The sequence below is a fragment of the Lysinibacillus sp. FSL K6-0057 genome, assembly GCF_038630885.1.
In the GTDB taxonomy this organism is placed as follows: Bacteria; Bacillota; Bacilli; order Bacillales_A; family Planococcaceae; genus Lysinibacillus; species Lysinibacillus fusiformis_F.
The window spans coordinates 599,486-624,708 of the sequence record NZ_CP152047.1 but is presented as its reverse complement, the minus strand read 5'-3'; the positions used below and the strand labels follow the sequence as shown (position 1 = coordinate 624,708).

General features: G+C 38.0%; 27 protein-coding genes. All 27 read right to left on the bottom strand.

The features are described from left to right. Positions 1 to 19 precede the first annotated feature (19 nt). Complete coding sequence (locus MHB40_RS02955; protein WP_205446864.1) at positions 20 to 853, bottom strand: flagellar hook-basal body protein; 834 nt, start codon at positions 851 to 853, stop codon at positions 20 to 22. Positions 854 to 874: 21 nt separating this feature from the next. Continuing rightward, entirely contained in the window at positions 875 to 1,870 is a 996-nt protein-coding gene (locus tag MHB40_RS02950; RefSeq protein WP_004269486.1) for a rod shape-determining protein, read from the bottom strand. A 209-nt stretch (positions 1,871 to 2,079) separates the two neighbouring features. Continuing rightward, the gene (locus MHB40_RS02945; protein ID WP_004269485.1) at positions 2,080 to 2,340 is read right to left on the bottom strand and encodes a sporulation transcriptional regulator SpoIIID; all 261 of its coding nucleotides are present in this window, start codon (positions 2,338 to 2,340) and stop codon (positions 2,080 to 2,082) included. A gap of 156 nt (positions 2,341 to 2,496) precedes the next feature. Continuing rightward, on the bottom strand, positions 2,497 to 3,174 hold the full coding sequence (locus tag MHB40_RS02940; protein WP_205446863.1) for a M23 family metallopeptidase: 678 nt from the start codon (positions 3,172 to 3,174) through the stop codon (positions 2,497 to 2,499). Positions 3,175 to 3,211: 37 nt separating this feature from the next. Continuing rightward, on the bottom strand, positions 3,212 to 4,150 hold the full coding sequence (gene spoIID, locus MHB40_RS02935) for a stage II sporulation protein D (protein ID WP_342533858.1): 939 nt from the start codon (positions 4,148 to 4,150) through the stop codon (positions 3,212 to 3,214). A gap of 81 nt (positions 4,151 to 4,231) precedes the next feature. Then, positions 4,232 to 5,542: a UDP-N-acetylglucosamine 1-carboxyvinyltransferase gene (gene murA, locus MHB40_RS02930; RefSeq protein WP_205446861.1), complete on the bottom strand. Its 1,311-nt coding sequence runs from the start codon at positions 5,540 to 5,542 to the stop codon at positions 4,232 to 4,234. Between the two features lie 496 nt (positions 5,543 to 6,038). Continuing rightward, positions 6,039 to 6,278 (bottom strand): DUF1146 family protein, encoded by a 240-nt coding sequence (locus MHB40_RS02925; protein ID WP_205446857.1) that lies wholly within the window; start codon positions 6,276 to 6,278, stop codon positions 6,039 to 6,041. Between the two features lie 81 nt (positions 6,279 to 6,359). Beyond that, a complete protein-coding gene (locus MHB40_RS02920) occupies positions 6,360 to 6,767 on the bottom strand; it encodes a F0F1 ATP synthase subunit epsilon (protein ID WP_205446855.1) in 408 nt (135 codons plus the stop codon). 24 nt (positions 6,768 to 6,791) lie between these two features. Continuing rightward, entirely contained in the window at positions 6,792 to 8,207 is a 1,416-nt protein-coding gene (atpD, locus tag MHB40_RS02915; protein WP_205446853.1) for a F0F1 ATP synthase subunit beta, read from the bottom strand. A gap of 49 nt (positions 8,208 to 8,256) precedes the next feature. Next, on the bottom strand, positions 8,257 to 9,114 hold the full coding sequence (gene atpG, locus MHB40_RS02910; protein ID WP_036123615.1) for an ATP synthase F1 subunit gamma: 858 nt from the start codon (positions 9,112 to 9,114) through the stop codon (positions 8,257 to 8,259). 47 nt (positions 9,115 to 9,161) lie between these two features. Next, positions 9,162 to 10,670, bottom strand: a complete 1,509-nt coding sequence (gene atpA, locus MHB40_RS02905; RefSeq protein WP_036123620.1) for a F0F1 ATP synthase subunit alpha — start codon at positions 10,668 to 10,670, stop codon at positions 9,162 to 9,164. Positions 10,671 to 10,698: 28 nt separating this feature from the next. After that, entirely contained in the window at positions 10,699 to 11,235 is a 537-nt protein-coding gene (locus MHB40_RS02900) for a F0F1 ATP synthase subunit delta (RefSeq protein ID WP_205446851.1), read from the bottom strand. Next, on the bottom strand, positions 11,232 to 11,753 hold the full coding sequence (gene atpF, locus MHB40_RS02895) for a F0F1 ATP synthase subunit B (protein ID WP_205446849.1): 522 nt from the start codon (positions 11,751 to 11,753) through the stop codon (positions 11,232 to 11,234). The genes MHB40_RS02900 and atpF overlap by 4 nt, the downstream gene beginning before the upstream one ends. Positions 11,754 to 11,927: 174 nt before the next feature. Next, positions 11,928 to 12,152, bottom strand: a complete 225-nt coding sequence (gene atpE / locus MHB40_RS02890; protein ID WP_004269474.1) for a F0F1 ATP synthase subunit C — start codon at positions 12,150 to 12,152, stop codon at positions 11,928 to 11,930. Positions 12,153 to 12,215: 63 nt separating this feature from the next. After that, positions 12,216 to 12,926, bottom strand: a complete 711-nt coding sequence (gene atpB / locus MHB40_RS02885; protein ID WP_205446847.1) for a F0F1 ATP synthase subunit A — start codon at positions 12,924 to 12,926, stop codon at positions 12,216 to 12,218. 36 nt (positions 12,927 to 12,962) lie between these two features. After that, positions 12,963 to 13,334: an ATP synthase subunit I gene (locus tag MHB40_RS02880; protein WP_004269472.1), complete on the bottom strand. Its 372-nt coding sequence runs from the start codon at positions 13,332 to 13,334 to the stop codon at positions 12,963 to 12,965. A gap of 537 nt (positions 13,335 to 13,871) precedes the next feature. Beyond that, positions 13,872 to 14,993 (bottom strand): UDP-N-acetylglucosamine 2-epimerase (non-hydrolyzing), encoded by a 1,122-nt coding sequence (wecB, locus tag MHB40_RS02875; protein ID WP_342534742.1) that lies wholly within the window; start codon positions 14,991 to 14,993, stop codon positions 13,872 to 13,874. A 168-nt stretch (positions 14,994 to 15,161) separates the two neighbouring features. Beyond that, positions 15,162 to 15,791, bottom strand: a complete 630-nt coding sequence (upp, locus tag MHB40_RS02870) for a uracil phosphoribosyltransferase (protein WP_008180557.1) — start codon at positions 15,789 to 15,791, stop codon at positions 15,162 to 15,164. A 124-nt stretch (positions 15,792 to 15,915) separates the two neighbouring features. Next, positions 15,916 to 18,072 carry an EAL domain-containing protein gene (locus MHB40_RS02865; RefSeq protein WP_342533857.1) on the bottom strand — a complete coding sequence of 719 codons (2,157 nt, stop codon included), beginning with the start codon at positions 18,070 to 18,072 and terminating at the stop codon, positions 15,916 to 15,918. Positions 18,073 to 18,359: 287 nt separating this feature from the next. Next, positions 18,360 to 19,601, bottom strand: a complete 1,242-nt coding sequence (gene glyA / locus MHB40_RS02860) for a serine hydroxymethyltransferase (protein ID WP_205446843.1) — start codon at positions 19,599 to 19,601, stop codon at positions 18,360 to 18,362. Between the two features lie 59 nt (positions 19,602 to 19,660). Further along, the gene (locus tag MHB40_RS02855; protein WP_342533856.1) at positions 19,661 to 20,203 is read right to left on the bottom strand and encodes a TIGR01440 family protein; all 543 of its coding nucleotides are present in this window, start codon (positions 20,201 to 20,203) and stop codon (positions 19,661 to 19,663) included. 86 nt (positions 20,204 to 20,289) lie between these two features. Continuing rightward, complete coding sequence (gene rpiB / locus MHB40_RS02850) at positions 20,290 to 20,727, bottom strand: ribose 5-phosphate isomerase B (protein WP_205446839.1); 438 nt, start codon at positions 20,725 to 20,727, stop codon at positions 20,290 to 20,292. A 328-nt stretch (positions 20,728 to 21,055) separates the two neighbouring features. Further along, positions 21,056 to 22,339 (bottom strand): HAMP domain-containing methyl-accepting chemotaxis protein, encoded by a 1,284-nt coding sequence (locus MHB40_RS02845; RefSeq protein ID WP_205446836.1) that lies wholly within the window; start codon positions 22,337 to 22,339, stop codon positions 21,056 to 21,058. Positions 22,340 to 22,347: 8 nt separating this feature from the next. Beyond that, the gene (locus MHB40_RS02840) at positions 22,348 to 22,788 is read right to left on the bottom strand and encodes a low molecular weight protein arginine phosphatase (protein WP_342533855.1); all 441 of its coding nucleotides are present in this window, start codon (positions 22,786 to 22,788) and stop codon (positions 22,348 to 22,350) included. A gap of 22 nt (positions 22,789 to 22,810) precedes the next feature. After that, positions 22,811 to 23,308: a manganese efflux pump gene (locus tag MHB40_RS02835; RefSeq protein ID WP_205446832.1), complete on the bottom strand. Its 498-nt coding sequence runs from the start codon at positions 23,306 to 23,308 to the stop codon at positions 22,811 to 22,813. Positions 23,309 to 23,477: 169 nt separating this feature from the next. Next, positions 23,478 to 24,512, bottom strand: a complete 1,035-nt coding sequence (locus MHB40_RS02830; protein WP_342533854.1) for an L-threonylcarbamoyladenylate synthase — start codon at positions 24,510 to 24,512, stop codon at positions 23,478 to 23,480. Between the two features lie 101 nt (positions 24,513 to 24,613). Beyond that, a complete protein-coding gene (locus tag MHB40_RS02825) occupies positions 24,614 to 25,204 on the bottom strand; it encodes a stage II sporulation protein R (protein WP_342533853.1) in 591 nt (196 codons plus the stop codon). Between the last annotated feature and the right edge of the window lie 19 nt (positions 25,205 to 25,223).

Sequence of the window (25,223 nt, the reverse complement as noted above, 5' to 3'; positions counted from 1 at the left end):
AAAGCCTCCTGTTCGCCCATTAAATTTTTCCGATTTCATTCACAGCTTTTTCCATGCTACGATCATAAGCTTGCAATACTTTTTGGTTTGCTTCAAATGCACGATAGGCTGTCATTAAATCTGTCATTGTGCGACTAGAATCTACGTTTGAACCTTCTAAATAGTTTTGACGTAGTGTAAAGGAAACACCATTCGCTCCATAGGCTGTTGGCAAGTTCTCACCATTTGCTGTACGAATAAGGCCATTATCCTGTTTTTGTAGCATGTTCGGATTTTCAGCGAATGATACACCAACACGAGCTACTTGTTGATCATTTACAAAAATAGCGCCACTTTCATCCAAACGAAAATCATCATTTGGTAGTTGGATACGTTGGCCCGCATCGTTTAGTACGTATAATCCTTGACCGTTAACTAAATAGCCTTGACCATCTAGCGTGAAATTACCATTACGTGTGTACGCCTCACCACCATTAGGATGCTCTAGTCTGAAGAAAATTGAACCAGTAACACCATCTTCATTTTGTGGTAAGTTTCCATCAATCAATGCCATATCTGTTGTAAAATCAGTGTTATAGATTTGGCCCTGTATGTAATTAGGCAATGTTTCTTGTAAATATGTCCCTGTATTTAAAGCTCCTACTTGACTCATATAATCAGCGCCGGCTTGTTGATGAGCAGGTGCATTTGTTTTTCCAATGCTAGACATTAACATGTCTGGAAACGAGCGGATGGTAGATTGATCTGCCTTAAATCCTGGTGTATTCGCATTTGATAAATTATTGGTAAGTAATTCTGTTCTTCTTTGTTGCGTGATCATACCTGTTGCAACTGTATAAAATCCTTTAAACAAAGAAATCACCTCATTTTAATTTTATAAGGATGCTGGCACACGATCTATATTTTCAAGCATGATACCTGTACCAATGGCTACACAATCCATAGGTCTCTCTGCAATGAATACAGGTACCTTTAACTCTTCTATTAATAGCTGGTCCATCCCATGTAACAATGCACCACCACCAGTAATAATCACTCCACGATCAATGATATCAGCTGATAGTTCAGGTGGTGTTTTTTCTAAGACATTTTTAGCTGATTGGACAATCATCGCTACTGATTCGTGTAGTGCACGTTCAATTTCCTCAGACTCAATTGTAATTGTACGTGGTAAACCTGTTACCATATCACGTCCACGAATATCCATTGTATCATTACGACTACCTTTGAAAACTGTACCAATTGTCATTTTGATTGCCTCGGCAGTACGTTCACCAATTAGCAATTTATATTCTTTTTTAATATATTGCAAAATATCGTTATCAAACACATCGCCTGCTACTTTAATGGATTCACTTGTTACGATATCACCCATTGATAGAACGGCGATATCTGTTGTTCCGCCACCGATATCGACTACCATATTTCCACTTGGTTGGAAGATGTCCATTCCAGCACCGATTGCTGCTACCTTTGGCTCTTCCTCTAAATATACTTTTTTACCACCTGATTTTTCAGCCGCTTCACGGATTGCCTTTTGTTCAACACTCGTAATATTCGTCGGACAGCAAATTAAAATACGAGGCTTCGCCAAAAATCCTTTTACATTTAGTTTATTGATGAAATGTCTTAACATCGCCTCTGTCACATCAAAATCTGCAATGACTCCGTCTCTTAGTGGGCGAATAGCTGTGATATTACCTGGCGTTCTCCCTACCATTTGGCGGGCTTCTTCCCCTACCGCTAATACTTTATTTGTCTTTTTATCGATCGCCACAACAGATGGTTCATTGAGGACGATCCCTTTCCCTTTAACGTGGATTAATACGTTCGCAGTCCCTAAGTCAATGCCAATATCTTTCGAAAACATTCTATAATTTCTCCTTCCCGCCAGTTCCAACTACATAACGTTCATTTTATCTCTTTATCTAGAATATTTTATCATATTCTATTGGTAATTTCACCTAAATTTAGTGAATAAGACTGTTTTCTTTTTAGGTTGTGAACGGCTATAATATAGAATTACTATTCCTAAGAAATCATCAATTATTCTTGTCCAGCACAACAAAAAAGAACGAATCATTCTTGACTCGCTCTTTCTTTCCACTTGTTTTTCGTTGCTTCTCCTCCACGAATATGACGTACGGCCTTATGGTAGGCGAGTATTTCTTTCACTTGGTCAGCTAATCCTTCATGAATTGTTGGTAATCGCTCTGTTAAATCCTTGTGCACCGTACTTTTTGAATAACCAGTCATTTTCGCGAGGACACGCACAGTCTCACGCGTCTCAATCAGTAATTCACCGAGGCGTATGCAGCGCTTCCGAATGTGCTCATGCACGTTCTTCGTCCTTTCCACACAATTTCACAAAATGCTTTGGCAATCAGATGCACATTTGCGCATTTCTTCACCTTATGTGGGGACAAAGCTATTCAGAACACATTTTGCATTTTCTTGATAAAATGCTGACTTTTTATGCGTTACTAGCTTTTCTCATTAAAAAGCTAGTAATTTTTTCGGATTGATATATTTTCCGTTTTCAAGAATTTCGAAATGCATGTGGACGCCAGCCGCTTGATTCCACTCGTTGTCAGTCGCTTTACCTAATGCTTGACCTTGTGTAACCTCATCGCCTTCTTTAACAGCGATATCTTTTACAGAGCTATAATGTGTTTGCATACCATTTGGATGCTCGATCACGATCTTATTGCCTGTAAATGCGTCTAGTTTTACCTCTAGTACTTTACCACTCATAGCAGCTAGTACTTCAAATTCTTCACCATTCATAGCAATAGAGATTCCAGAAGATGTAGTAAATGTTTGATTAAATACCATTAGTGCATTTTCACGAGACTCTTCATTTGCCTCTAACTCGTAAAATTCTTGTAAGACTTGTACTTTACTAAAGTTCTCTTCTTTGAATGGATACATCATGTTTTCAGTTCGTGCATTTGTTTCTACTACAGGACCAGGATCTACTTCAGCTAAATCTGGTAAAGGAGCCTCTTCTACTTTTGATACGAGACTATTGTAACCAAATAACAATCCTGCTAGAACGAGTGCACCACCTGTGTAAACGACTGGCCAAAACCACGGTTTCTTTTGTAATTGGCCATTTTCCTTTTGATTTGGATCTTGGTTTTGAGAAGTTTTGTTATTTTTATCCTCTCTCATTTTCATCACCTCTAGTTGCAGTGTGAACAACTAGAAGTTATTTTAAACATGCATCTATTTTTTTTATTTCAATATCTTGATAATAATAGTGTAAAATTTCGGCAGCTGTTTCCCCTTCATTTGCCATTGCCTCTGCTCCATATTGACTCATACCTACTCCATGACCATAGCCCTGAGTTTTCACTTGAACCTTTCTTTTATTGGTATCAAAGACAATGGTAAAATCAGTTGATGGAATACCAAGGAGGGTCCTTACCTCTCTCCCCGTCCAGACATTATTCCCCAACTGTAAACGCTCTACTCGCCCAGAGTCATTATAAAATAACTGGATACGATTAAAATCATTAGGTTGCCATTGTATAGGCCAGAGCTTATTCCATTGCGCTAATGGCCACTCTTGCTCAGCCTCAAACTTTGGAGATGTTTGATCGGATATACTTGCAACACTTTGCAAATATGGAATTTCATTTCCACCATAACCATAAGCACTTTCTGTTTTACCATTACTTGTTGAATGGAACATAGCTGTAATTAATTCATTATTATAAAGAATAACTTGTCCTTGTGTTTCATTGATAGCTTCGACAATTTTCTTTTCATTTCCCAGGAAATTGCTAGCCCAATTCGCCTTTCTTTGCTCTTCATCATAGAAGACTTGCTTTGCCACAGTTGGAGCAATCGTATTTTTACCGTAATTTGTCGTTTTCAACGCATATGTGCGTGCTGCAATGGCTTGTGCCTTCAGTGCCTCTTTTTTAAAAGAAACGGGCATTTCCGCAGCAACTACCCCTGTAATATACGTTTCCAAAGGGATTTTTTCTTCTTGTCCCTCCACTTCTATAAATATTTCACAAGCATTCTCATCACTAGCTGGAGATTTGACAGCTTCTTGCCTTTCACTAAGCCCTATTATAGGAAGCATATATAATGCCCCAATCAAGCAAATGACACCTATACTAATCATCCATTTTTTCATAAGGAATAATATGCTAGATTTCTTTTAGTTATGAGAAAACAAAAACCCTCTGCTTAAAAAGCAAAGGGTTTTGAAATCTATTTAGTTTGTAGGCAATTCAACTGTTATATCTTCAATTGTCACTACTTCTTCTGTAATACGTTCAATATTAGCACCAAGAGATGCTAATTTGCCATGGAAATCAACATAACCACGATCTAAATGATGAAGTTTAGTAACACGTGTCATTCCTTCAGATACAAGACCTGCTAAAATTAATGCAGCCGCAGCTCGTAAATCCGTTGCCATTACTTCAGCTCCCTGAAGATCCACAGGCCCCTCGATAAACACAGAACGTCCCTCTATTTTAGCACCGGCATTCATGCGACGGAACTCCTCAACATGCATAAAACGGTTTTCAAATACCGTTTCTGTAATAATACTCGTACCTTCAGCAGTAAGCATTAAAGCCATCATTTGCGATTGCATATCTGTTGGGAAACCAGGATGTGGCATCGTTTTGATATCAACTGCTTTTAGCGTTTGAGGAACTCGTACACGGATTCCTTCATCCAACTCTGTAATTTCTACGCCCATCTCACGCATTTTAGCAATTAAAGCAGTCATATGCTCAGGAACTGCATTTTCAATCACTACATCTCCTCTAGTAATAGCTGCTGCTACCATAAATGTACCAGCTTCAATACGGTCAGGAATAATATGATGTTCTACTCCGTATAATGTATCGACTCCTTCGATACGAATCGTATTTGTCCCCGCACCGATTACACGGCCACCCATACTATTGATGAAGTTTGCAAGATCCACGATTTCAGGCTCTTTCGCAGCATTTTCAATTACAGTTGTCCCTTCAGCTAAAGATGCAGCTGTCATAATATTTTCAGTTGCCCCAACACTTGGGAAGTCTAAATACACATTAGCCCCTTTTAAGCGACCTTCTGTCTTCGCCTCTACATAGCCATGGCCAAATGAAATTTTTGCACCCATTGCTTCAAAGCCTTTTAAGTGTAATTCAATTGGGCGCGAACCGATTGCACAGCCTCCAGGTAGTGCCACACGAGCATAGCCATTACGAGCAAGTAGAGAACCCATTACTAAAATGGATGCACGCATTTTACTAACAAATTCAAATTGAGCTTCACTTGAAAGTTCTTTTGTTGCATCTATATATACGGCATTATCTTCAGGTATATATGTAACTGCTGCGTTTAAACTTTTAAGTACTTCATTTATTGTAAAGACGTCTGCTAAATTAGGGACTTCTTTAATTACATTTTCTCCTTTTGAAGCAAGTAAAGCTGCTGCAAGGATTGGTAACACTGCATTTTTTGCGCCCTCTACACGAACTTTTCCCTGTAGTTTTTGGCCGCCAGTCACTATTATTTTATCCACCCTATGTCCCTCCGAATTCAATCTATTAACCTATCGAATTTTTATTTTAAAAAGAAGTATAATGTCATAATCAGTAAACAAACAACTCTATAGTACAACTTTTCTAACGCTCGTTCAAGCGTCCAAATCACTATTTTAAGCCATTATTAGATATTTTGCTATTTATTTATTGTACGCTGCCAATTTTTTTTTGTGAATGACCAATAACCCGTTCGCTTCTAATACATACCCAAAGATATATGAATAAAAAACAACTTTTCACTTCTTTTTCTATAAAAAGTGATGTGGTGGATGCCCATTATAGCCCATCTCTCAATGGGTATCTCAACAGCTAATAGCGTAGAATTTATAAGAATCTAATGTGTTTAGCGCAATTAGATTTCTGATCCAGCGTTGATCAGTCTTTTTACATAGTTCAAAGGGCCACACAAATGGTATTATAAAGTCCTTTGAAGTATGTAGGCACATAAATTTATTGAAGATAGAAGTGAATTCTTTAAAATAAATATGGAAGTTTGCCTGACCAGTTAGATATTTGGAGAAAGAAATTCGATACTGCTGAGCCTATCGCAATACTAAGTAAAATATATATGAGCTGAATTTGAAAAACTCGATTCTTTTTAAATAATTTTTCGATCATAAAAGCTTGTAATGCGTAAAAAGTTATAGCAATAAAAAATAGATGCGATAATATACCCAATAAAGCTTCTTGTCCTATCGCCTCATATAGTTCCATGCGGCATCCTCCTTTTCGCCTTCAATATGTTGATTCACCTTAAAAAACGGGCAGATGCTATATCTGCCCGTTAAAAATGAATTAGATATTACCCTCATGAACGTTGATACGATTCAACGCACGTTTTAATGCTAGGTCAGCACGTTTGAAATCAATGTTGTCTTGTTTACTTTGAAGACGTCCTTCAGCACGTTTAACGGCTTCTTTAGCACGTTGAACATCGATGTTTTCAGCAATTTCAGCAGACGGCGCTAAAATTGAGATTTTATCTGGACGAACTTCAATGAAACCACCACTTACAGCAACAATATCAGTCGAACCGTTTTCTTTTTTAAGCTTCACTGCACCAATTGCAAGTGGAGCAACCATTGGAATATGGCCTGCAAGAACACCGATTTCTCCTGAAGTTGTTTTGGCGATTACCATTGATACTTCAGAATCGTATACTGGGCCGTCGGGAGTGACAATATTGACTAGAACTGTCTTCATATTTTTTCCTCCTCGTCCCTAGTATTAAACCTCTACGCCCATGCTTTTCGCTTTTTCAACTACTTCATCAATAGAACCAACTAGACGGAAAGCATCTTCTGGTAGGTGATCCCATTTGCCATCAAGGATTTCCTTGAATGAACGAACAGTTTCTTTTACAGGTACATAAGAACCTTTTTGACCAGTGAATTGTTCCGCTACGTGGAAGTTTTGTGATAAGAAGAATTGAATACGACGAGCACGTTCTACTGTTTGCTTATCTTCATCAGATAATTCATCCATACCTAAGATTGCAATGATATCTTGTAATTCACGGTAACGTTGGATTGTACGTTGTACACCAGTAGCAATTGCATAGTGCTCAGCGCCTACGATTTCAGGTGATAATGCACGAGAAGTCGAAGCTAATGGGTCAACCGCAGGGTAGATACCCATTTCTGATAATTTACGCTCAAGGTTAGTAGTTGCATCTAAGTGGGCGAAAGTTGTAGCTGGAGCCGGGTCAGTATAGTCATCGGCTGGTACATAAATCGCTTGGATAGAAGTTACAGATCCTTTGTTCGTAGATGTGATACGCTCTTGTAGTTTACCCATTTCAGTTGCAAGTGTTGGTTGGTAACCTACCGCAGAAGGCATACGACCTAATAGGGCAGAAACCTCAGAACCTGCTTGTGTGAAACGGAAGATATTGTCGATGAATAAAAGTACGTCAGCGCCTTGCTCATCACGGAAGTATTCCGCCATTGTAAGACCCGTTAAAGCTACACGCATACGCGCACCAGGAGGCTCGTTCATTTGACCGAATACCATCGCTGTTTGCTTGATAACGCCTGAATCGCTCATCTCGAAGAATAAGTCGTTCCCTTCACGAGTACGCTCACCTACACCAGCGAATACAGAGATACCTGAGTGCTCTTGTGCGATGTTATTGATTAATTCTTGGATTAATACTGTTTTACCTACACCGGCACCACCGAATAGACCGATTTTACCACCTTTAATATAAGGTGCTAATAAGTCTACTACTTTGATACCTGTTTCAAGAATTTCAACTGTAGTTGAAAGTTCATCGAAAGATGGCGCTTCGCGGTGAATTGAATCACGACGAGCATCAGCTGGAATCTCTTCACCTAAGTCAATTACTTCTCCAAGTACGTTGAATACACGACCTAGTGTCACTTCACCAACTGGTACTGAGATAGCTTTTCCTAAGTCTGTTACTTCTGCTCCACGTTGTAAGCCATCAGTAGATGACATTGCAATTGTACGAACAGAATCATCACCTAAATGAAGTGCAACTTCTAATGCAAGAATTGTTGGATCTTCATTAGGACGTTCAATCTTAACTGTTAATGAGTTATAGATTGCTGGTAATTGGCCGTTCTCGAATTTTACGTCGACAACTGGACCCATTACTTGAATAACATGTCCTTTATTCATTACTGTGTACCCTCCTATCGTATTCTTATACGACATTGGTGAGCTGAGCCTATTCTAAGGCTGCAGCTCCACCAACGATTTCTGTAATTTCTTGTGTAATCGCTGCTTGACGTGCACGGTTATATTGCAATGAAAGATCTGCAATAAGATCAGATGCATTATCAGTTGCATTTTTCATAGCAGTCATACGAGAAGCATGTTCACTTGCTTTTCCATCTAATAATGCGCCATAAACTAAGCTTTCCGCGTATTGTGGAAGTAATACTTCAAGAATTGCTTCACCAGATGGTTCAAATTCATAAGAAGCTTTACTGTTTACAGGTGCGATATCTGTTAATGGAAGAAGTTTTTTCTCTGTCACTTCGTTAGCAATTGCGCTGACAAAGTGATTATAGTACATATAAAGCTCATCATACGTACCGTCAATGAACATACCAACAGCATTACGAGCGATTTCTTTAATATCAGCGAATGTAGGTTGGTCAGGAAGAGCAACAACACTGCTGATGACATTATGATCACGTTTCACAAAGTAATCACGAACAACACGACCTACTGCTAAAATCACGTATTCGTCTTTTGATTTATGACGCTCGTTGATTGTACGTTGTACTTGACGTAGGATGCTTGAGTTGTAAGCACCTGCTAGACCACGGTCAGAACCAATGACTAAGTAAGCTGTTTTCTTTACAGGACGAGCAGTTAACATTGGATGTCCACTGTCTTTTGTACCTGCTGCAATCGCGCCTACTACGTCTTGGATTTTTTCCATATAAGGAACGTAAGCTTTAGCATTTTGCTCTGCACGACGTAACTTGGAAGAAGAAACCATCTGCATCGCTTTCGTAATTTGTTTCGTACTCTTTGTTGAATTAATACGACCTTTTATTTCGCGTAAGTTTACCACTGGTATTTCACCACCTTTTGTTTTTTAATCAAGTGACTAGCTAGAACTTATTCTGATTTAGCGAAAGTTTTCTTGAATGCATTGATTGCTGCTTCATAATCCGCATCAGGAGCAAGCTCTTTTGTAGTACGAACATGATCTAGAACGTTAGTGTGGTTTGAATCTAACCAGCTTAAGAATTCATTTTCGAAACGAACGATATCTTGTACTGGGATATCATCTAAATGACCTTTAGTTAATGCATAAAGGATTGCAACTTGTTTTTCAACTTTAAGTGGTTTGTTTAGGTCTTGTTTAAGCACTTCAACCGTACGTTTACCACGCTCAAGTTTAGCAAGTGTAATTTTATCTAAATCTGAACCGAATTGAGCAAATGATTCAAGCTCACGGAATGCAGCTAAGTCAAGACGTAGTGTACCCGCAACTTTTTTCATTGCTTTAATTTGAGCTGATCCACCTACACGTGATACAGAAAGACCTGCGTTGATCGCTGGACGTACACCTGAGTTGAATAAGTCAGATTGTAAGAAGATTTGACCATCAGTAATTGAGATTACGTTAGTTGGGATGTATGCAGAGATATCCCCAGCTTGTGTCTCTACGAATGGAAGAGCTGTGATAGAACCACAGTTGTAAGTTTCATTTAACTTCGCAGCACGTTCAAGTAAACGGCTGTGTAAGTAGAATACATCACCAGGGTATGCTTCACGACCTGGAGGACGGCGTAAAAGAAGTGAAAGTTCACGGTAAGCTGATGCTTGTTTAGAAAGATCATCATACACGATTAAAACGTGTTTACCTTGTAACATGAATTCTTCTGCCATAGAAACACCAGCAAATGGTGCTAAGTATAATAATGGAGCAGGTTGAGATGCTGCTGCAGTTACAACGATTGTATAATCTAAAGCACCGTGTTTACGTAAAGTTTCAACAACACCACGTACAGTAGATTCTTTTTGACCGATTGCAACATAGATACAAATCATGTTTTCACCATTTTGGTTTAAGATTGTATCGATTGCTACAGATGTTTTACCTACTTGACGGTCACCGATGATTAACTCACGTTGACCACGACCGATTGGCACTAATGCGTCAATCGCTTTAATACCAGTTTGTAGTGGTTCGTGCACTGATTTACGAGCCATTACACCAAAAGCTGGACTTTCAATTGGACGAGATTTTGTAGCGTTGATAGGACCTTGTCCATCCACTGGTTGACCAAGTGGGTTTACAACACGGCCAATTAGTTCTTCACCAACTGGTACTTCCATGATACGACCTGTACGACGAACTTCATCGCCTTCTTTGATGTCAGTGTATGGACCTAAGATTACGATACCAACGTTACCTTCTTCTAGGTTTTGAGCCATACCCATAACACCATTAGAGAACTCTAAAAGTTCTCCAGCCATGGCGTTGTCGAGGCCATGAGCAAGAGCGATACCGTCACCAATACGGATAACTGTACCAACTTCGCTTACTTTAAGTTCAGATTCATAATTCTCAATCTGTTGTTTAATCAGACTGCTGATTTCTTCAGCCTTGATGCCCATGTATGTCACCTCTCACATTTCTAAATTATTAACCGATTAATTCACGTTTTAGACGCTCTAGTTTGTTAACTACTGAGCTGTCATAAATATGGTTACCGATTTGAACACGAATACCACCAAGCAAAGTTGGATCGATTTCGTTTGTAATGTTTAATGCTTGTTTTCCAACAAGTTTCGCAAACGCTGTCGAAATATTAGCGCTTTCTTCTGCAGAAAGTGCACGTGTTGAAAATACTGTTGCATCTGCCATACCTTGTGCTTGTGCAGCAAGCTCAGCATATGCATTAGCAATTAGCTTAATCTCGTTTACACGTTTTTTCTCAACTAGAAGTTGAACTGTGTGTAAAACTTCTGGTGTTGCACCAGTGAAAATGTCAGCTACCATTTGTTTTTTACGTTCGATGGAGAACTTAGGCGCACTTAAAAGCGTTAAAAAATCCGGAGATTCTTTCATTACTTTTGTTAGTTCGTTTAAGTCTGCTCCAACTTCAGTAAGCTTGTTTTTTTGTTGCGCTAATTCAAAAAGCGCTTGAGCGTAACGTTTTGCTACAGTTGAATTACTCATCGAGCTTCCCCTGCCTTCGCAATCGTCTCTTCAATAAGAGCACGGTTGTCTGCCTCAGAAATCTCTTTGCTAAGGACTTTAGATGCTGCAAGTACAGATAATGAAACGACTTCATCACGTACAGCTGCAATAGCTTTTTCTTTTTCAGACTCAATTTCACGTAAAGCCGATTCTTTTAAGCGATTTGCTTCATTGCGTGCTACAGTAAGAATTTCTTCTTTTTGTAGTTCGCCTTGCTTCTTAGCGCCCTCAACAATCGATTGTGCTTCTGTACGAGCTTCCTTAAGAAGGCTCTTTTGTTCTTCTAAAAATTGGTGCGATTCTTTGCGGGCTTTTTCAGCTGCTTCGATTTCACTCGCTACTAATTCTTCACGTTGTTGCATGATGCCCATAAGTGGACCCCAAGCGAATTTCTTAAGTAGTAACATTAATACTATGAAAATAACTAATGTTGCGATGATATCTCCACTATTAAACGAAGCACCGCCTGAACCTAGTACAAGATTATCTAAAAACACGATTGTTTCACTCCCTTCAAGAGCTTTAACTTCAACATAATTTAGTGATTAAAAAAAACTACCTATTTTAAAAAGCTATATTTACACATAGCTTTTATCCGTCCCAAAATGAAGGGCGAAGTTTCATCTGGTGAATCCTGCTTCGCCACTAGTAAAATTCAGTGTTCAACTGAATTATTTGTTCATTACGATGAATGCTACTACTACTGCGATGATCGGTAGGGCTTCAACTAATGCAACCCCGATGAACATTGTAGTTTGAAGAACGCCACGAGCTTCTGGTTGGCGAGCGATACCTTCTACTGTTTTTGATACGATAAGACCGTTACCAATACCTGCACCAAGTGCACCTAAACCGATTGCGATTGCTGCTGCTAATAAACCTAATGAACCTGTCATTTGAAAATTTCCTCCTTGGAATTGTTTGTATTTGTTGTTCAAGCATAGGATATATGCTTTATATTAATGGTCATCGCTCACTTTATGAGCCATGTAAACCATTGTTAACATTGTGAAGATAAAGGCTTGGATAAAGCCGATGAAAATTGAGAAACCTTGCCATGCCATCATAGGAACGATTGCCCCGATGAATCCCACAGCACCTGATGATGCTAAACCTGCAAGTAAGCCAAGTAAAATCTCACCCGCGTAAATGTTACCGTAAAGACGTAAACCTAATGTTAATGTGTTTGCAAATTCTTCTACTATTTTAAGTGGGAACATGAATGACATTGGTTTGAAGAATGTACCAACATAATGACCTGTACCCTTCATTTTAACACCATAGTATTGCGTTAAGACTAAAATCATCGCTGCCAACGTCATCGTAACTGTAGGATCAGCTGTTGGTGATTTCCACCATAGCTCATGATCATAGACGATAGAGAATGGAAGACCTAATAAGTTAGATACTGCGATAAACATAATTAGCGTAATGGCTAGAACGTGGAATCGTCCACCAGTTTTCCAGTCCATGTTGCTTTTAATAATATTCTTAACGAAATCCATAATCCATTCCATAAAGTTTTGCATACCAGTAGGTTTTAACTTTAGGCTTCTAGTTGAAATAAAGGCAATTAAAAATACGATAATTGCTGCAACTAGTAACATCATAACTGTCGATTTGTTAAATGTTAAAAAACCGACTTCTAGTAACGGAGCTTCATGATTCATTGTTATTTTTCACCTCTCTTTCTAATTTAAAGCACATTAGCGGTTCCTTACATGTGACACAATTCTCTCGACAAAGAGAAAAACGTACGGAATCATTAGCCCTATAACCGTGCTAATTAAGTGAAAATAGTTTGGCAACGAAATGGCTATTGCGACTGCCGCAACACCTGATCCAAAGCGAAGCGCTGTACCAAGTGAGCCTATTTTCTTCCCTTCACTAATGGATCTGTCAAACTTCTCCATACGACGAACTAAGATCCAAAAATTATACGTACCAAAGAATGCACCGACTGCGATGCCCGCAAAAACAGTTTGATAGGGGGTAAATCCCCAGCCTAATGCGCAGAGTGCAAGCAAAAAAAATAACGCCCTCTTCTGCACAGCAAAAATGTGATGCAAATCTAGCATTGGTTGTAATCTCCTGAATCATTTTTTCGAGTAATGAAAACGTTTGCTGACCACTATGTGAAATCAGAAAAGAGCAGTGAAAAGCACTACTCACAGCGGAATAGTAATGGGAGAGTCATTTCAATTACAGGTGTAAATGCCCAAAAAAATAACTTACACCCCTTACCGACTCGGTAAAAACCGAAACGCACAAAACGTTGCAAATCGACAGTTTTATTTTGAACTGTCAATTTAGTAGAAAGTTGATATAACAAGTGTTTCAACGTCCTATTTATGAACAGAAACCCTTATCATTCTTACCCTTTGTAAGCATACAATAGGTGATATTTGAAGTCAATTGGTAAAGGAGAAAAACTTCACAGCCTCTATACTCTTGTCAAATTGTTGACAAATTTGTGTATGAAATTTCATAGTTTCAAAATTTCACAACCTTCTCACGCATAAAAAAAGCTAATTTACGACAAGATTATGCTCGTAAATTAGCTTACCCATTTCAATAGGTACATTAGACTTATTTTTAATATAAAATATAGTATATTAATTAGTTTTTTGTAAAAATCCTAGCAATGCCTCCACAATACGCTTAGATGCATGCCCATCGCCATATGGATTTGATGCTTTAGCCATTGCTTCATAGGCGCTTTTATCTGTTAGTAATTCCTTTGCTAAAGCGTAAATCGTTTCCTCTTCCGTTCCTGCCAGCTTTAATGTTCCTGCTGCAATCCCTTCTGGACGTTCTGTCGTATCTCTAAGAACAAGCACCGGCTTTCCTAATGAAGGAGCCTCTTCTTGTACACCACCTGAGTCCGTTAAGATCATATATGAATTTGCTGCAAAGTTATGGAAATCAAATACTTCAAGGGGCTCAATTAAATGCACTCGTTCATTATCCCCTAAGATTTCATTTGCAATTTCTCTCACAGCTGGATTCATATGCACTGGATAGACAACTTGAACATCCTCATGTTCTGCTAGTATTCTGGTGATCGCTTTAAACATATGGCGCATTGGTTCACCAAGATTTTCGCGACGATGTGCCGTTAATAAAATCATGCGATCTTCACCCATTTTATCTAATACAGGATGTGTGTAGTGTTCACTGACCGTTGTTGCTAATGCATCTATTGCAGTATTACCTGTAACAAAAATCGTCTCAGAATTTTTATTCTCATCTAAAAGATTCTTTTTAGATACTTCTGTTGGCGCAAAATGTAAATCAGCCATCACACCTGTTAGTTGACGGTTCATTTCCTCTGGATATGGTGAATATTTGTTCCATGTTCGAAGTCCCGCTTCTACATGCCCTATAGCAATTTGGTTATAGAACGCCGCCAAGCTAGCAATGAAAGTTGTCGCTGTATCACCATGTACCAACACGATATCTGGCTGTGCTTCTTTCATTACTTTATCTAAACCTTGTAATGCGTTTGTCGTTACATCGATTAATGTTTGGCGATCCTTCATAATATTTAAGTCATAGTTTGGTGTAATTTTAAATGTCTCTAGTACTTGATCGAGCATTTGGCGATGCTGTGCTGTTACAGTTACAATGGATTCTATTTGCTCAGGATACTTTTGCAACTCCAAAACAAGAGGAGCCATTTTAATTGCTTCTGGTCTTGTACCAAAAATCGTCATTACTTTCCATTTCTTTGTCAAAACGATCTGCACCGTCCTTTTTGTTATTGTATGCAAAGGTCAATCCTCCCCATTGATGCTAATCAAGAGGAATTACTTACCTACACATACTATGAAACGCCCTTCAATTTGAAGGACGCTTTCACAAGTTATTAGTTTCCTAAATGAGGAAACTTCATGTATTGATTTTTATTTTGTACCGAATAAGCGGTCTCCCGCATCACCTAAACCTGGTACAATATAGCCATGATCGTTTAATTTTTCATCAAGTGCAGCAATGTAAATATCTACATCCGAATGTTCTTCTTGAATAGCTTTTACACCCTCTGGTGCAGCGATTAAGCACATGAATTTAATGTTTTTAGCTCCACGTTTTTTCAGTGAATTGATTGCTTCCACTGCAGAACCACCCGTTGCAAGCATTGGATCTACAATGATGAAATCGCGTTCTTCAACATCTGCAGGAAGTTTTGCGTAATATTCAACTGGTTTTAATGTTTCTGGATCACGATAAAGACCAATATGACCAACTTTTGCAGCAGGGATAAGCTTTAATACGCCATCTACCATGCCGATACCCGCACGTAGAATCGGTACAATTGCAAGTTTTTTACCAGAAAGTACTTTTGTTTTTGCAATTGTTACAGGTGTTTCAATTTCAATTTCTTCTACCGGCATATCGCGTGTAATTTCAAATGCCATAAGTGTTGCCACTTCGTCTACTAGCTCACGAAATTCTTTTGTTCCTGTGTTCTTGTCGCGAATATAAGTTAATTTGTGTTGGATTAGTGGATGATCAAATACATAGACTTTGCTCAAAGGGATTCTCTCCTCACCGTTCGGATTCATTTTTATCTCAACTAGTATAACAGAAAAAAGGAGTCGCCTCAAAAATAAATTTAGGACGACTCCATTTATCATCTATTCTTTTGTCAAAAATAAGTTATTGATCCAGGATTATATCTAATTGTTCAATTGGCATTGGCTTAAAATAGAAGTATCCTTGTCCTACTGTACAGCCTAGCGCACGTAAAATTTCAACCTGTTCCTCCGTTTCTATGCCCTCTGCCACTGAAATCATCCCTAAATTTAATGCTAACTGAATGATAGAGCGAACAATAGCTAGTGTTGCGGGATCTTCAATAGCATTGATAAAGCTACGATCAATTTTTAATTCAGCAAACGGTAGTTGTTGCAAATAGCTTAACGAAGAAAAGCCTGTTCCAAAATCATCCACTGACGTTTTAAAGCCATAGCTCTTTAGCTCTTGAATTATTTTATAGGCAGATTGAAAATCTACTAAACCAATATTTTCCGTCACTTCTAAGATAACATAGCTAGGGTCAATATTATACTTCCGCACAAGTTTCAGCGTATCCTGAACAAAGTGTGTGTAGTAAAAATGATCAGGTGAAATATTGACAGCTATTTTCACTAATTTCTTTCCCAAGCGTTGTCGTTCGGAAAGCCATGTGAGCACCGTCTCTAAAATAAGCACATCAATTTCTCGAACCTTGCCAGCACTCTCTGCCACAGGAATAAAGACTGCTGGTGAAACAAAACCTAGTTTTGGAGAAATCCACCTTGCAAGTGCTTCAATACTTTGAATTTCTCCATTGCGTAAATCGACTTTAGGCTGTAAATGGACTGTAATTTCTTTATTTTTGATGGCTTCTGACAAATGATTTAAAACCGTCATCTTCTGTACAAGCACATCATTTTTCTCTGTTGTAAATATTTCGGTATGTGTGCCTGGTCTATCGATTGCAAAGGATAGCGCATTATCTGCAAAACGGATCGCATCATTAATATTTGTATCATCATTATATGAAGCAATTCCTGTTTTTAATGTAATATAGATTTGCTTTCCTCCTATAATAAAGGGCTGGCGAATCGTTTCTTTTATTCTCATCTCATAATCATGCAAATTTTCTTTCAGTGACATTGTAGTCATAATCAAACTAGAACTTGTAAATCTAGCAACATACTCATTATTTTCCAACTTGTCTTGCTCAAGACGTTTGGCAAGTTGTCTTAAAAGTTCATCACCAATTTCACGGCCGTACAGTTCAACTACTTGATGAAATTCACTTGGTTTTAATATTTTAATAAAACCGCTTTGTCCCTGTTGAACTTCTCGTTCAATCGTATTAACAAAGCTGTGACGATTAGGTAGACCTGTTGTAATATCTGTATAGGCTAAATCCCAAATTTTTTTCTGCGTCCTTGCATACGAAAAAGCTAATGCAACAAGTGCCCCCATTTTCCGAAACATATTTTTAAACGTTTGGTCACTTTGTGTTTTTTGGCTAAATATCGAAAAAACACCTATCACTTGCCGCTGTTGATTGCGTATAGGTATAAACCATCCATGCGGCTTTTTAGCTAGCGAAGCATATTGCTTATGTTCTATAGGAATATTCACTTCATCTAAATTCTCTATAAAAGTAGACGTTTCTGATTGCATAACCTTGTTAAAGAAATCATTATTTGCACAACATCTTGGTATGCTCTCTGTTTGATTATCTCCTGTAAAAACTTGTAATTGGTTTACTTCTGTTTTTATGAGCACCATACTCGCAATATTTGGCATAAAAAATTCATTGAGACCGTTACAAATAATCTTCATCTTCTGCTCGAAGGTAAACTCCTTCTCAATTGCCTTGTACATATCATTTTCTAGACGCATTAAGAAGTCTTCCGTATGATAATACGTAACATCCTTCACAAATACTAAAACAAATTGCGTTATATTTGCATCATTGCAAAATGGTAGTGCTTGTATTTCTGCCCAAAAGGGAGGTTTATTGATGCCGTTATGATTTAGTTTTGCCTGCACCATTATGCCGTTATGTATTTTTTCTTTAATCATTTCAATGGTTGTCTTTTTTTCGTCCATAGATAGCCATGAAAAATAATTAGTATTTAGAATTTGAGAGCGTGAAGCATTAGTAAGCATACAAAAAGAATCATTACACTCTAATATGCAATGATGATTTGTTGCATCAAAAATAACGTAGCTTTCTTTAGAATTATTCCCTAATTTGCGAATGCTGTTTAATAATACATCATAATCTGTGTTTAACGATTTAGTGACCATCCAACCCCTCCTTTTCTATCACTTCAGCTCATTTCCATTGTACATAAAATTTAATTAAATTTTCACTTTTATTAAAAAAAACTTCTTTTCTAGGACACTATCTGTCCTCTGCCTACTATAATATATCCCTTTATACCGATTTAATGTAAATTTATTCAAAAATAAGGGGATTATTCTACTTTATTAGAAAAAAGATGTTTTTTACAGTTTAATCCTTCGTTTACAAAATAAAAAGCTGTATTTAAAGTAAAATTTGTACTTTAAACACAGCCCTATTATTCTATTGATTATGCGTATAGTGGATGCTTATCTGTTAATGCTTTCACACGATCTTTTGCATCTGCTTTAACTGCTTCATCTTCAGGGTTTTTAAGAACTGCTGCAATAATTGCTCCTACTTCTTTCATATCTTCTTCTTTAAACCCACGAGAAGTAACAGCTGGAGTACCAATACGAATTCCAGAAGTAACGAACGGAGATTCAGTATCGTAAGGAATTGTATTTTTATTTGTTGTAATACCCACTTCATCTAGTGCATGCTCTGCTACTTTACCTGTTAAACCAAGAGATTTAACATTTAGAAGTAATAAGTGGTTATCTGTACCACCAGAAACAATTTCAACACCTTCAGCAATTAATACTTCAGCTAAAGCTTTTGCATTCGCTTTAATTTGTTTTGCATAGTCTTTAAATTCTGGTTGTAATGCTTCTCCAAATGATACAGCTTTAGCAGCGATAACATGCATTAATGGACCACCTTGAATTCCTGGGAAAACAGATTTATTTAGTTTTTGCTCCCATTCCTTTGAAGCAAGGATTAATCCACCACGTGGTCCACGTAATGTTTTATGTGTCGTTGATGTAACAAAGTCAGCGTATGGTACTGGTGATTGGTGTTCGCCAGCAGCAACAAGACCAGCGATGTGTGCCATATCCACCATGAAATAAGCACCTACTTCGTCTGCAATCTCACGGAATTTAGAGAAGTCAATTTCACGTGGATAGGCAGATGCACCTGCGACAATAAGTTTTGGTTTATGTTCTAAAGCTTTTTGACGTACATCTTCATAATCAATCACTTGTGTATCTTGTGTTACGCCATACTCAACAAAATTGTATAGGATACCAGAGAAGTTTACTGGAGAGCCGTGTGTTAAGTGACCACCATGAGAAAGGTTCATACCAAGCACTGTGTCACCTGGTTCTAAAATTGTATGGTAAACAGCCATGTTTGCTTGTGCACCAGAGTGTGGTTGTACATTTGCATATTCTGCTCCGAAGAGTTCTTTCACACGATCACGCGCAATATCTTCTACTACGTCTACATGTTCACAGCCACCATAGTAGCGTTTACCAGGATAACCTTCAGCGTATTTATTTGTCAGTACTGATCCTTGCGCTTCCATAACTGCTTCGGATACAAAGTTTTCTGATGCAATCAATTCAATATTTGCTTGCTGACGTGTTTTTTCTGCAAGAATTCCATCTAATACTGCTTTGTCTTGTACTGCTAATTTTTCATATGCCATGTTTGAAAAAGCCTCCTAAAGTATCATTATTTATCTATACCACTAATAAATAGTGGTAATTATTTATATACTGCACGTTCTCCGCCAATTAGCTTAGGACGTGTTGTTGCAATCGTTACAACTGCTTCTCCTACCATTTTTACCGATGTTCGAACTGGAACAGCTACTGCTTTCAAATGCATACCGATTAATGTTTGTCCAATATCAATACCTGCATGTGCCTGTATTGTTTCAACAATCACTGGGTTATCAAATTGCGTATAGGCATATGCTGACATCGAGCCGCCTGCCGTACGTACTGGGACTACCGCAACTGGATCATAGCCAAATTTTTCAGCTGTCGATGCTTCCATAGTAATGGCACGATTTATATGCTCACAACCTTGGAATGCTAAATGCAATTGATGCTTTGATGTAAATTCTTGTAACGGCTCAAAAATGGCCTCTGCTATTTCCAATGCGCCCGCTGTGCCAATTTTCTGACCAATCACTTCAGATGTAGAGCACCCTACTACAAAAATTGTATGGGGTCGTAACGTTACCTGCTCTTCAAATTCACTGAGTAACTGAGTCAAATGTGTTCGTATTTGTTTTACAACCATTAAGCTCAGCTCCTTCATCTATATCCATTAAAATCATGCCATATATGACAGCCTATAAGAATGCCATATATGGAATAACAAAATCACTATTGCTCTAGTTCAGTAATTTTTTCAATGCGGCGTGTATGACGGCCGCCTTCAAAATCTGTTTCTAGCCATGTTTGTACGATTTCACGTGCAAGGCCTGGACCAATAACACGTTCACCCATCGCTAAAATATTTGAGTCGTTATGGCAACGCGTTGCCTTGGCACTAAATACATCATGTACTAATGCACAACGAATGCCCTTAACCTTGTTAGCGGCAATGGACATACCAATGCCTGTGCCACAAATTAAAATACCTTTATCAAATTCTCCGTTAGCAACACCCTCAGATACAGGTTTTGCATAATCTGGATAGTCTACTGAATCCGCAGATTGTGGACCAAAATCTTCGTAGCTAATGTGAAGTTCATCTAATAGCTGCATAATCTCACGACGTAAGTTATTGCCTCCGTGATCAGAAGAAATTGCTATTCTCACTGGGTTCCCTCTTTTCGAATTATAGTCAACCTTAGTGTACCACTTCTTTCTGAAGAATAACATGATTTTTCTTGTATTTTTACGCTGATTTCTCCCGAAAGACGAACATTAATTGTATATTAACATAAAAACATTCACTTTTAAACCTATATTTTTGTGGATAATGTGAATATCATGTTAATAAGTTCGGATAATGGTCTTTTGTTGTAATATTCCATCTTCTGAAGTTTTTTTAGCTTTTTACTTACAGTGGACATAAATTGCCCTCTAATAAAAAAGGCTATACATAAATCCGATTTTTCATCGCATTTACGTATAGCCTATAGCACTATGCTTGTCTATCAAATTGTTGAATCATTTTATGCAGTGCTTCCGATTGCTTTTTCAAACTTTGAGCTAGATGCTCTACCTGTTCAATTGCGTAGGCTTGCTCTTCAGCGGCACTACGAACTTCCTGTGCACCTGCTGACGTTTGTTCCGCAATGGCAGCAACTTCCTGTGATTGTCGCGCTGTCGTTTCAATATTATGCATTTGCTGTTCGATTAAAGAAGAAATCTCAACAATTGATGCTGCCATTTCATGTACATTAGAAGCCATATTTTCTACTGCTGTCGTTGTTTCAGAAACTCGATCGGCTTCCTTTGTAGCAAAGGCCACTTGTTCGTTCATTTGTTTCACAACTACTTCTACATTTTGCTGCATGGATTGAATTAAAGCTGTAATCCCTTGCACAGCTTTCGCACTTTCATCAGCCAAACCACGAACTTCCTCAGCTACTACCGCAAAGCCCTTTCCATGCTCCCCTGCACGTGCAGCTTCTATAGAGGCGTTTAGTGCCAATAGATTGGTTTGTGCCGCAATGTCACCAACTAAGCTAATTATACGTTCTACCTGTCCCGCATTTTCTTCTAGCGCATGAATGCTCTTTAATGCTTCACTATTGCCTGTCGCAATTTGTTGAATACTATTCACTAATGTTTCAATGGCTTTTGTTGTCGTCGATAAATTATGTAGAATCTCTTTCGTTTGTGATGCTGATGCCTCTGCTCTACTATTTACTTCTGTTGCAAGCGTTCTTACATCTTCAATTGCTTCAGCAGTATCTTGTACAGCTGTTGCAGATGCTTCTGCTCCAGTAGAAATATGCTTTACTGTAGACGCAATACCCTCTGCCTTTTTTGTTGCCACGCCTGCCTCATCGGATAGCTGAATAATTGATTGATTTGTTTGTTGGAAGTTATGATCAATACTTTCCACCATTTGGCGCAAGTTTAACACCATTTGTTGGAATGCCTCTGCAACTGATCGAATCTCATCATTTGTATTAGGCATTTGGACATCCTGCCCTATTTTTCCTTCTGCCACAAGTGTTGCTGAATGCTCAAGCTGCTGTAATGGCTTGATGAGAATTACACTTAAAAAGGCAGCTAGTATACCTGACCATGTTATGCCTAACGCGTAAGTAATCACTTCAAAAACTTTCCTGTTAGTGTCAGGGAAGAAGGTAGGTTGTAAAAACTCAATGAATATAAAACTGACACTGTAGGTGATTAGTGCAAGAACACTAACAAATAATACCAACTTTAGTCGTAAACCAAATTGTTTTTTCATAGGACCCCTCAATTCTTTTCTAGTTTTTGTATTAATTGATCAACCAGTTCCTTTAATTCTGCAAATGTTGCTTCGTAAATTGCTCTATTACCACCGTAAGGATCCCCTACATTTTCCAGACTGCCCTCATTTGTATACTCTTGCAATGTAAATACTTTATGTTCAGCTTCTGGATAATTAGAAATGACGGCATCTTTGTGAGCAGTCGTCATCGTTAAAATTAAGTCTGCCCATTCCATTTCAGCTTTTGATAATTGCGTTGCCAAATGCTGATGAGGCATTTGGGCTTCATTTAGCACTTGTTGTGCATGTGCTGACATTTGTGCATTAGGCATCGCATAAATACCTGCTGAGCGCACGTCTACATTGTTTATTTGTTTATGTTTTAAAATAGCTTCTGCCATCGGACTGCGACAAGTATTGCCTGTACAAACAAATAATATTTTCACACTTATCACTCTCCAGTTTAATCTATTGTTGAATAGCTAGAATACTCATGATAATAAATATAATGCCAGCAACTACTTGAATTTTATTGCCAAAAAAGACTTGGCTTCTACGTGCAATGACTAATGACCCATATGCACAAATTAATGCACTTAAGCCTGCACTCATAATAAAGATTGTTTTTTCTAAGTTAAGCATACCAAAAGAAACACTAACTGAAAAGGTATCTAGGCTTGCAGTCACTGCTAAAAGTACAGGTGAAATTGTTACTTTTTCATCTCTATGAGAAAATAATAGTAAATGTATACCGATACAAAATAATAAAATACTTGAAATCCATTGTCCCCATTCTAATAGAAATTGAACTAAATAGCTTCCTAATTCAAATCCTAATAAAGGGAAAAGCATATGCAATGCAGCCGTCCATAATGATAAAAATAATCGATATCTAACATTGGGCAGCAAAACATATAGACCAATCACATCAACAGACGTTAATATACCTGCAAGAATTCCCTGCAAGAACGCACTCCTTCGCTCCCTAATATTTTATCATTTTATGCTCGAAAATACATTATTATCATAGTTGTTCACTATTGTTTTTCATTTTTAACGTCTAATAATTAGACAAAAAAAGACAAAAAACATCAGGTTGTTCAATGTCTTTTGTCTATAATGGCTCTATTATTTTTTACAATGAATACCATTTACCTCCAGAGGCTTTTTCAAGTCTATTCATAATAGCTGCTCCAACTCCTTCTATTGAAGTAGTTGTTGCTAATATAACGGTAGCGGTAGTTTTATCACATGCTCTTAGTGCATTGTATAAGGCCGCACCCATTTCTTCTTTACTTCCAGCTTCTCCAATCGAAAAGTAAAAATCAGCCTTGATCTTCTCAAAATTCACAGGTGCAAGCAACGCTACGCTATGTCCATCACTCTGTAATTGCTGAACTGCTTCACTGACTTTCTCAACATCACAATCTATTAAATATACTGGAGCATTTGGTGCATAATGTGTATACTTCATTCCTGGTGCTTTAGGCGTTGTTTCTAGCTTCTGCTCTATTTTACTTGGTTGAATAACAGGGCCAATCTTAGCTTCAAGCATTTCCTTTGTAATGCCGCCTGGACGTAAAATTACTGGAGGTTCATGTGTCACATCTAACACAGTGGATTCAAGCCCAATTCCGGTAGAACCTCCATCTAAAATATAAGGTATGTACCCTCCTAAATCATCTAATACATGAACTGCTTCTGTAGGACTTGGCTTTCCACTACGATTAGCGCTCGGTGCAGCTAGCGGTTTTTGGAGCTGTTGCAGTAAGGCAAGTGCTACTGGGTGGTCAGGCATCCGAATGCCCACTGTTGATAGCCCAGCTGTGACACTTTTAGCTAATACATTTGGCTTCGCTGGCATCACAAGTGTTAATGGTCCTGGCCAAAATAAATCCATGCATTGTTTCGCTATGTCAGAAATATCATCGATATAGATTGCTACTTCCTCTTTTGTACCTACGTGGACAATTAAAGGATTATCTGAAGGTCGACCTTTCGCTTCAAATATCTTTTTAACTGCCAGCTCATTTGTGGCAATTGCTCCTAAGCCATAAACCGTTTCTGTCGGAAATGCGACTACCTCTCCTGCATTTAAGATATCCACAGCTTGTGTATAATTAATCTGACTATTCACATTACTGTCCACAACCTTACAAACGGTTTCCATGATTAATACCTACCTTCAATTATTCGTTTTTACTGAATTATCCACATATTGTTTATAACTTATTAAAAAATGTGTATAAGTTGTCTGAATTTGTGCACAATTCATCCAAAAATCCCTTTAATCCATTCCCATATAAAGAATGTTACTTGCTCTTTTTCTTCCTCTACTTCTTCTTTTACCTCTTCTTTATCCGGCTCACAAATAGATGGGAAGATACTGCACCACCAGTTATCCCCACGCGCATCACCAATCTTCACAACAATCGATTGATATACATTTTGTGGATAAAGTACAGCACCTTGTCTTTTCGGTGGGAATAAGTTATCCCCAACAACAACCTGTGTATCTAATTGTGGATAATTTTCGCTCAGTTCAGCTTCAATTTGTTGTTTTAACGAAAGAATTTGCTCATTCCCTACAAATCCAGCGGTAGTCACCTGCAGAAAGTAAGGCTTCAAATCTTGGACAAGCTGCTGTTTCTCTAGCTGATCTTGTGTAGTATTACTGTTTGCAATAACACGTATACGAAAATCTTTTTCTTGCTCCTCATCGGAAGATTCCTTCGCAAAACCTACTAATGATGGAATATATAAAACACATAACTGTAAAGCAATCGCAATTAATACTAGTCTAGCAAAAGCTAGCAAGATATTTTGTTTAGGTAATCTAATAATCTTGTATTCGTTTAACATAAAAATCCCTCCTTGCTCA

Bases quoted from the DNA above. Each gene is read 5' to 3' on its own strand.
- MHB40_RS02825 (WP_342533853.1), bottom strand. From the start codon at position 25,204: ATGTTAAACGAATACAAGATTATTAGATTACCTAAACAAAATATCTTG.
- MHB40_RS02830 (WP_342533854.1), bottom strand. From the start codon at position 24,512: ATGGAAACCGTTTGTAAGGTTGTGGACAGTAATGTGAATAGTCAGATT.
- MHB40_RS02880 (WP_004269472.1), bottom strand. From the start codon at position 13,334: ATGCTAGATTTGCATCACATTTTTGCTGTGCAGAAGAGGGCGTTATTT.
- atpA (WP_036123620.1), bottom strand. From the start codon at position 10,670: ATGGGCATCAAGGCTGAAGAAATCAGCAGTCTGATTAAACAACAGATT.
- MHB40_RS02925 (WP_205446857.1), bottom strand. From the start codon at position 6,278: ATGGAACTATATGAGGCGATAGGACAAGAAGCTTTATTGGGTATATTA.
- MHB40_RS02940 (WP_205446863.1), bottom strand. From the start codon at position 3,174: ATGAGAGAGGATAAAAATAACAAAACTTCTCAAAACCAAGATCCAAAT.
- atpE (WP_004269474.1), bottom strand. From the start codon at position 12,152: ATGACAGGTTCATTAGGTTTATTAGCAGCAGCAATCGCAATCGGTTTA.
- MHB40_RS02855 (WP_342533856.1), bottom strand. From the start codon at position 20,203: ATGGTTGTAAAACAAATACGAACACATTTGACTCAGTTACTCAGTGAA.
- MHB40_RS02865 (WP_342533857.1), bottom strand. From the start codon at position 18,072: ATGGTCACTAAATCGTTAAACACAGATTATGATGTATTATTAAACAGC.
- MHB40_RS02950 (WP_004269486.1), bottom strand. From the start codon at position 1,870: ATGTTTTCGAAAGATATTGGCATTGACTTAGGGACTGCGAACGTATTA.
- atpD (WP_205446853.1), bottom strand. From the start codon at position 8,207: ATGAATAAAGGACATGTTATTCAAGTAATGGGTCCAGTTGTCGACGTA.
- MHB40_RS02845 (WP_205446836.1), bottom strand. From the start codon at position 22,339: ATGAAAAAACAATTTGGTTTACGACTAAAGTTGGTATTATTTGTTAGT.
- MHB40_RS02900 (WP_205446851.1), bottom strand. From the start codon at position 11,235: ATGAGTAATTCAACTGTAGCAAAACGTTACGCTCAAGCGCTTTTTGAA.
- glyA (WP_205446843.1), bottom strand. From the start codon at position 19,601: ATGGCATATGAAAAATTAGCAGTACAAGACAAAGCAGTATTAGATGGA.
- atpB (WP_205446847.1), bottom strand. From the start codon at position 12,926: ATGAATCATGAAGCTCCGTTACTAGAAGTCGGTTTTTTAACATTTAAC.
- MHB40_RS02920 (WP_205446855.1), bottom strand. From the start codon at position 6,767: ATGAAGACAGTTCTAGTCAATATTGTCACTCCCGACGGCCCAGTATAC.
- spoIID (WP_342533858.1), bottom strand. From the start codon at position 4,150: ATGAAAAAATGGATGATTAGTATAGGTGTCATTTGCTTGATTGGGGCA.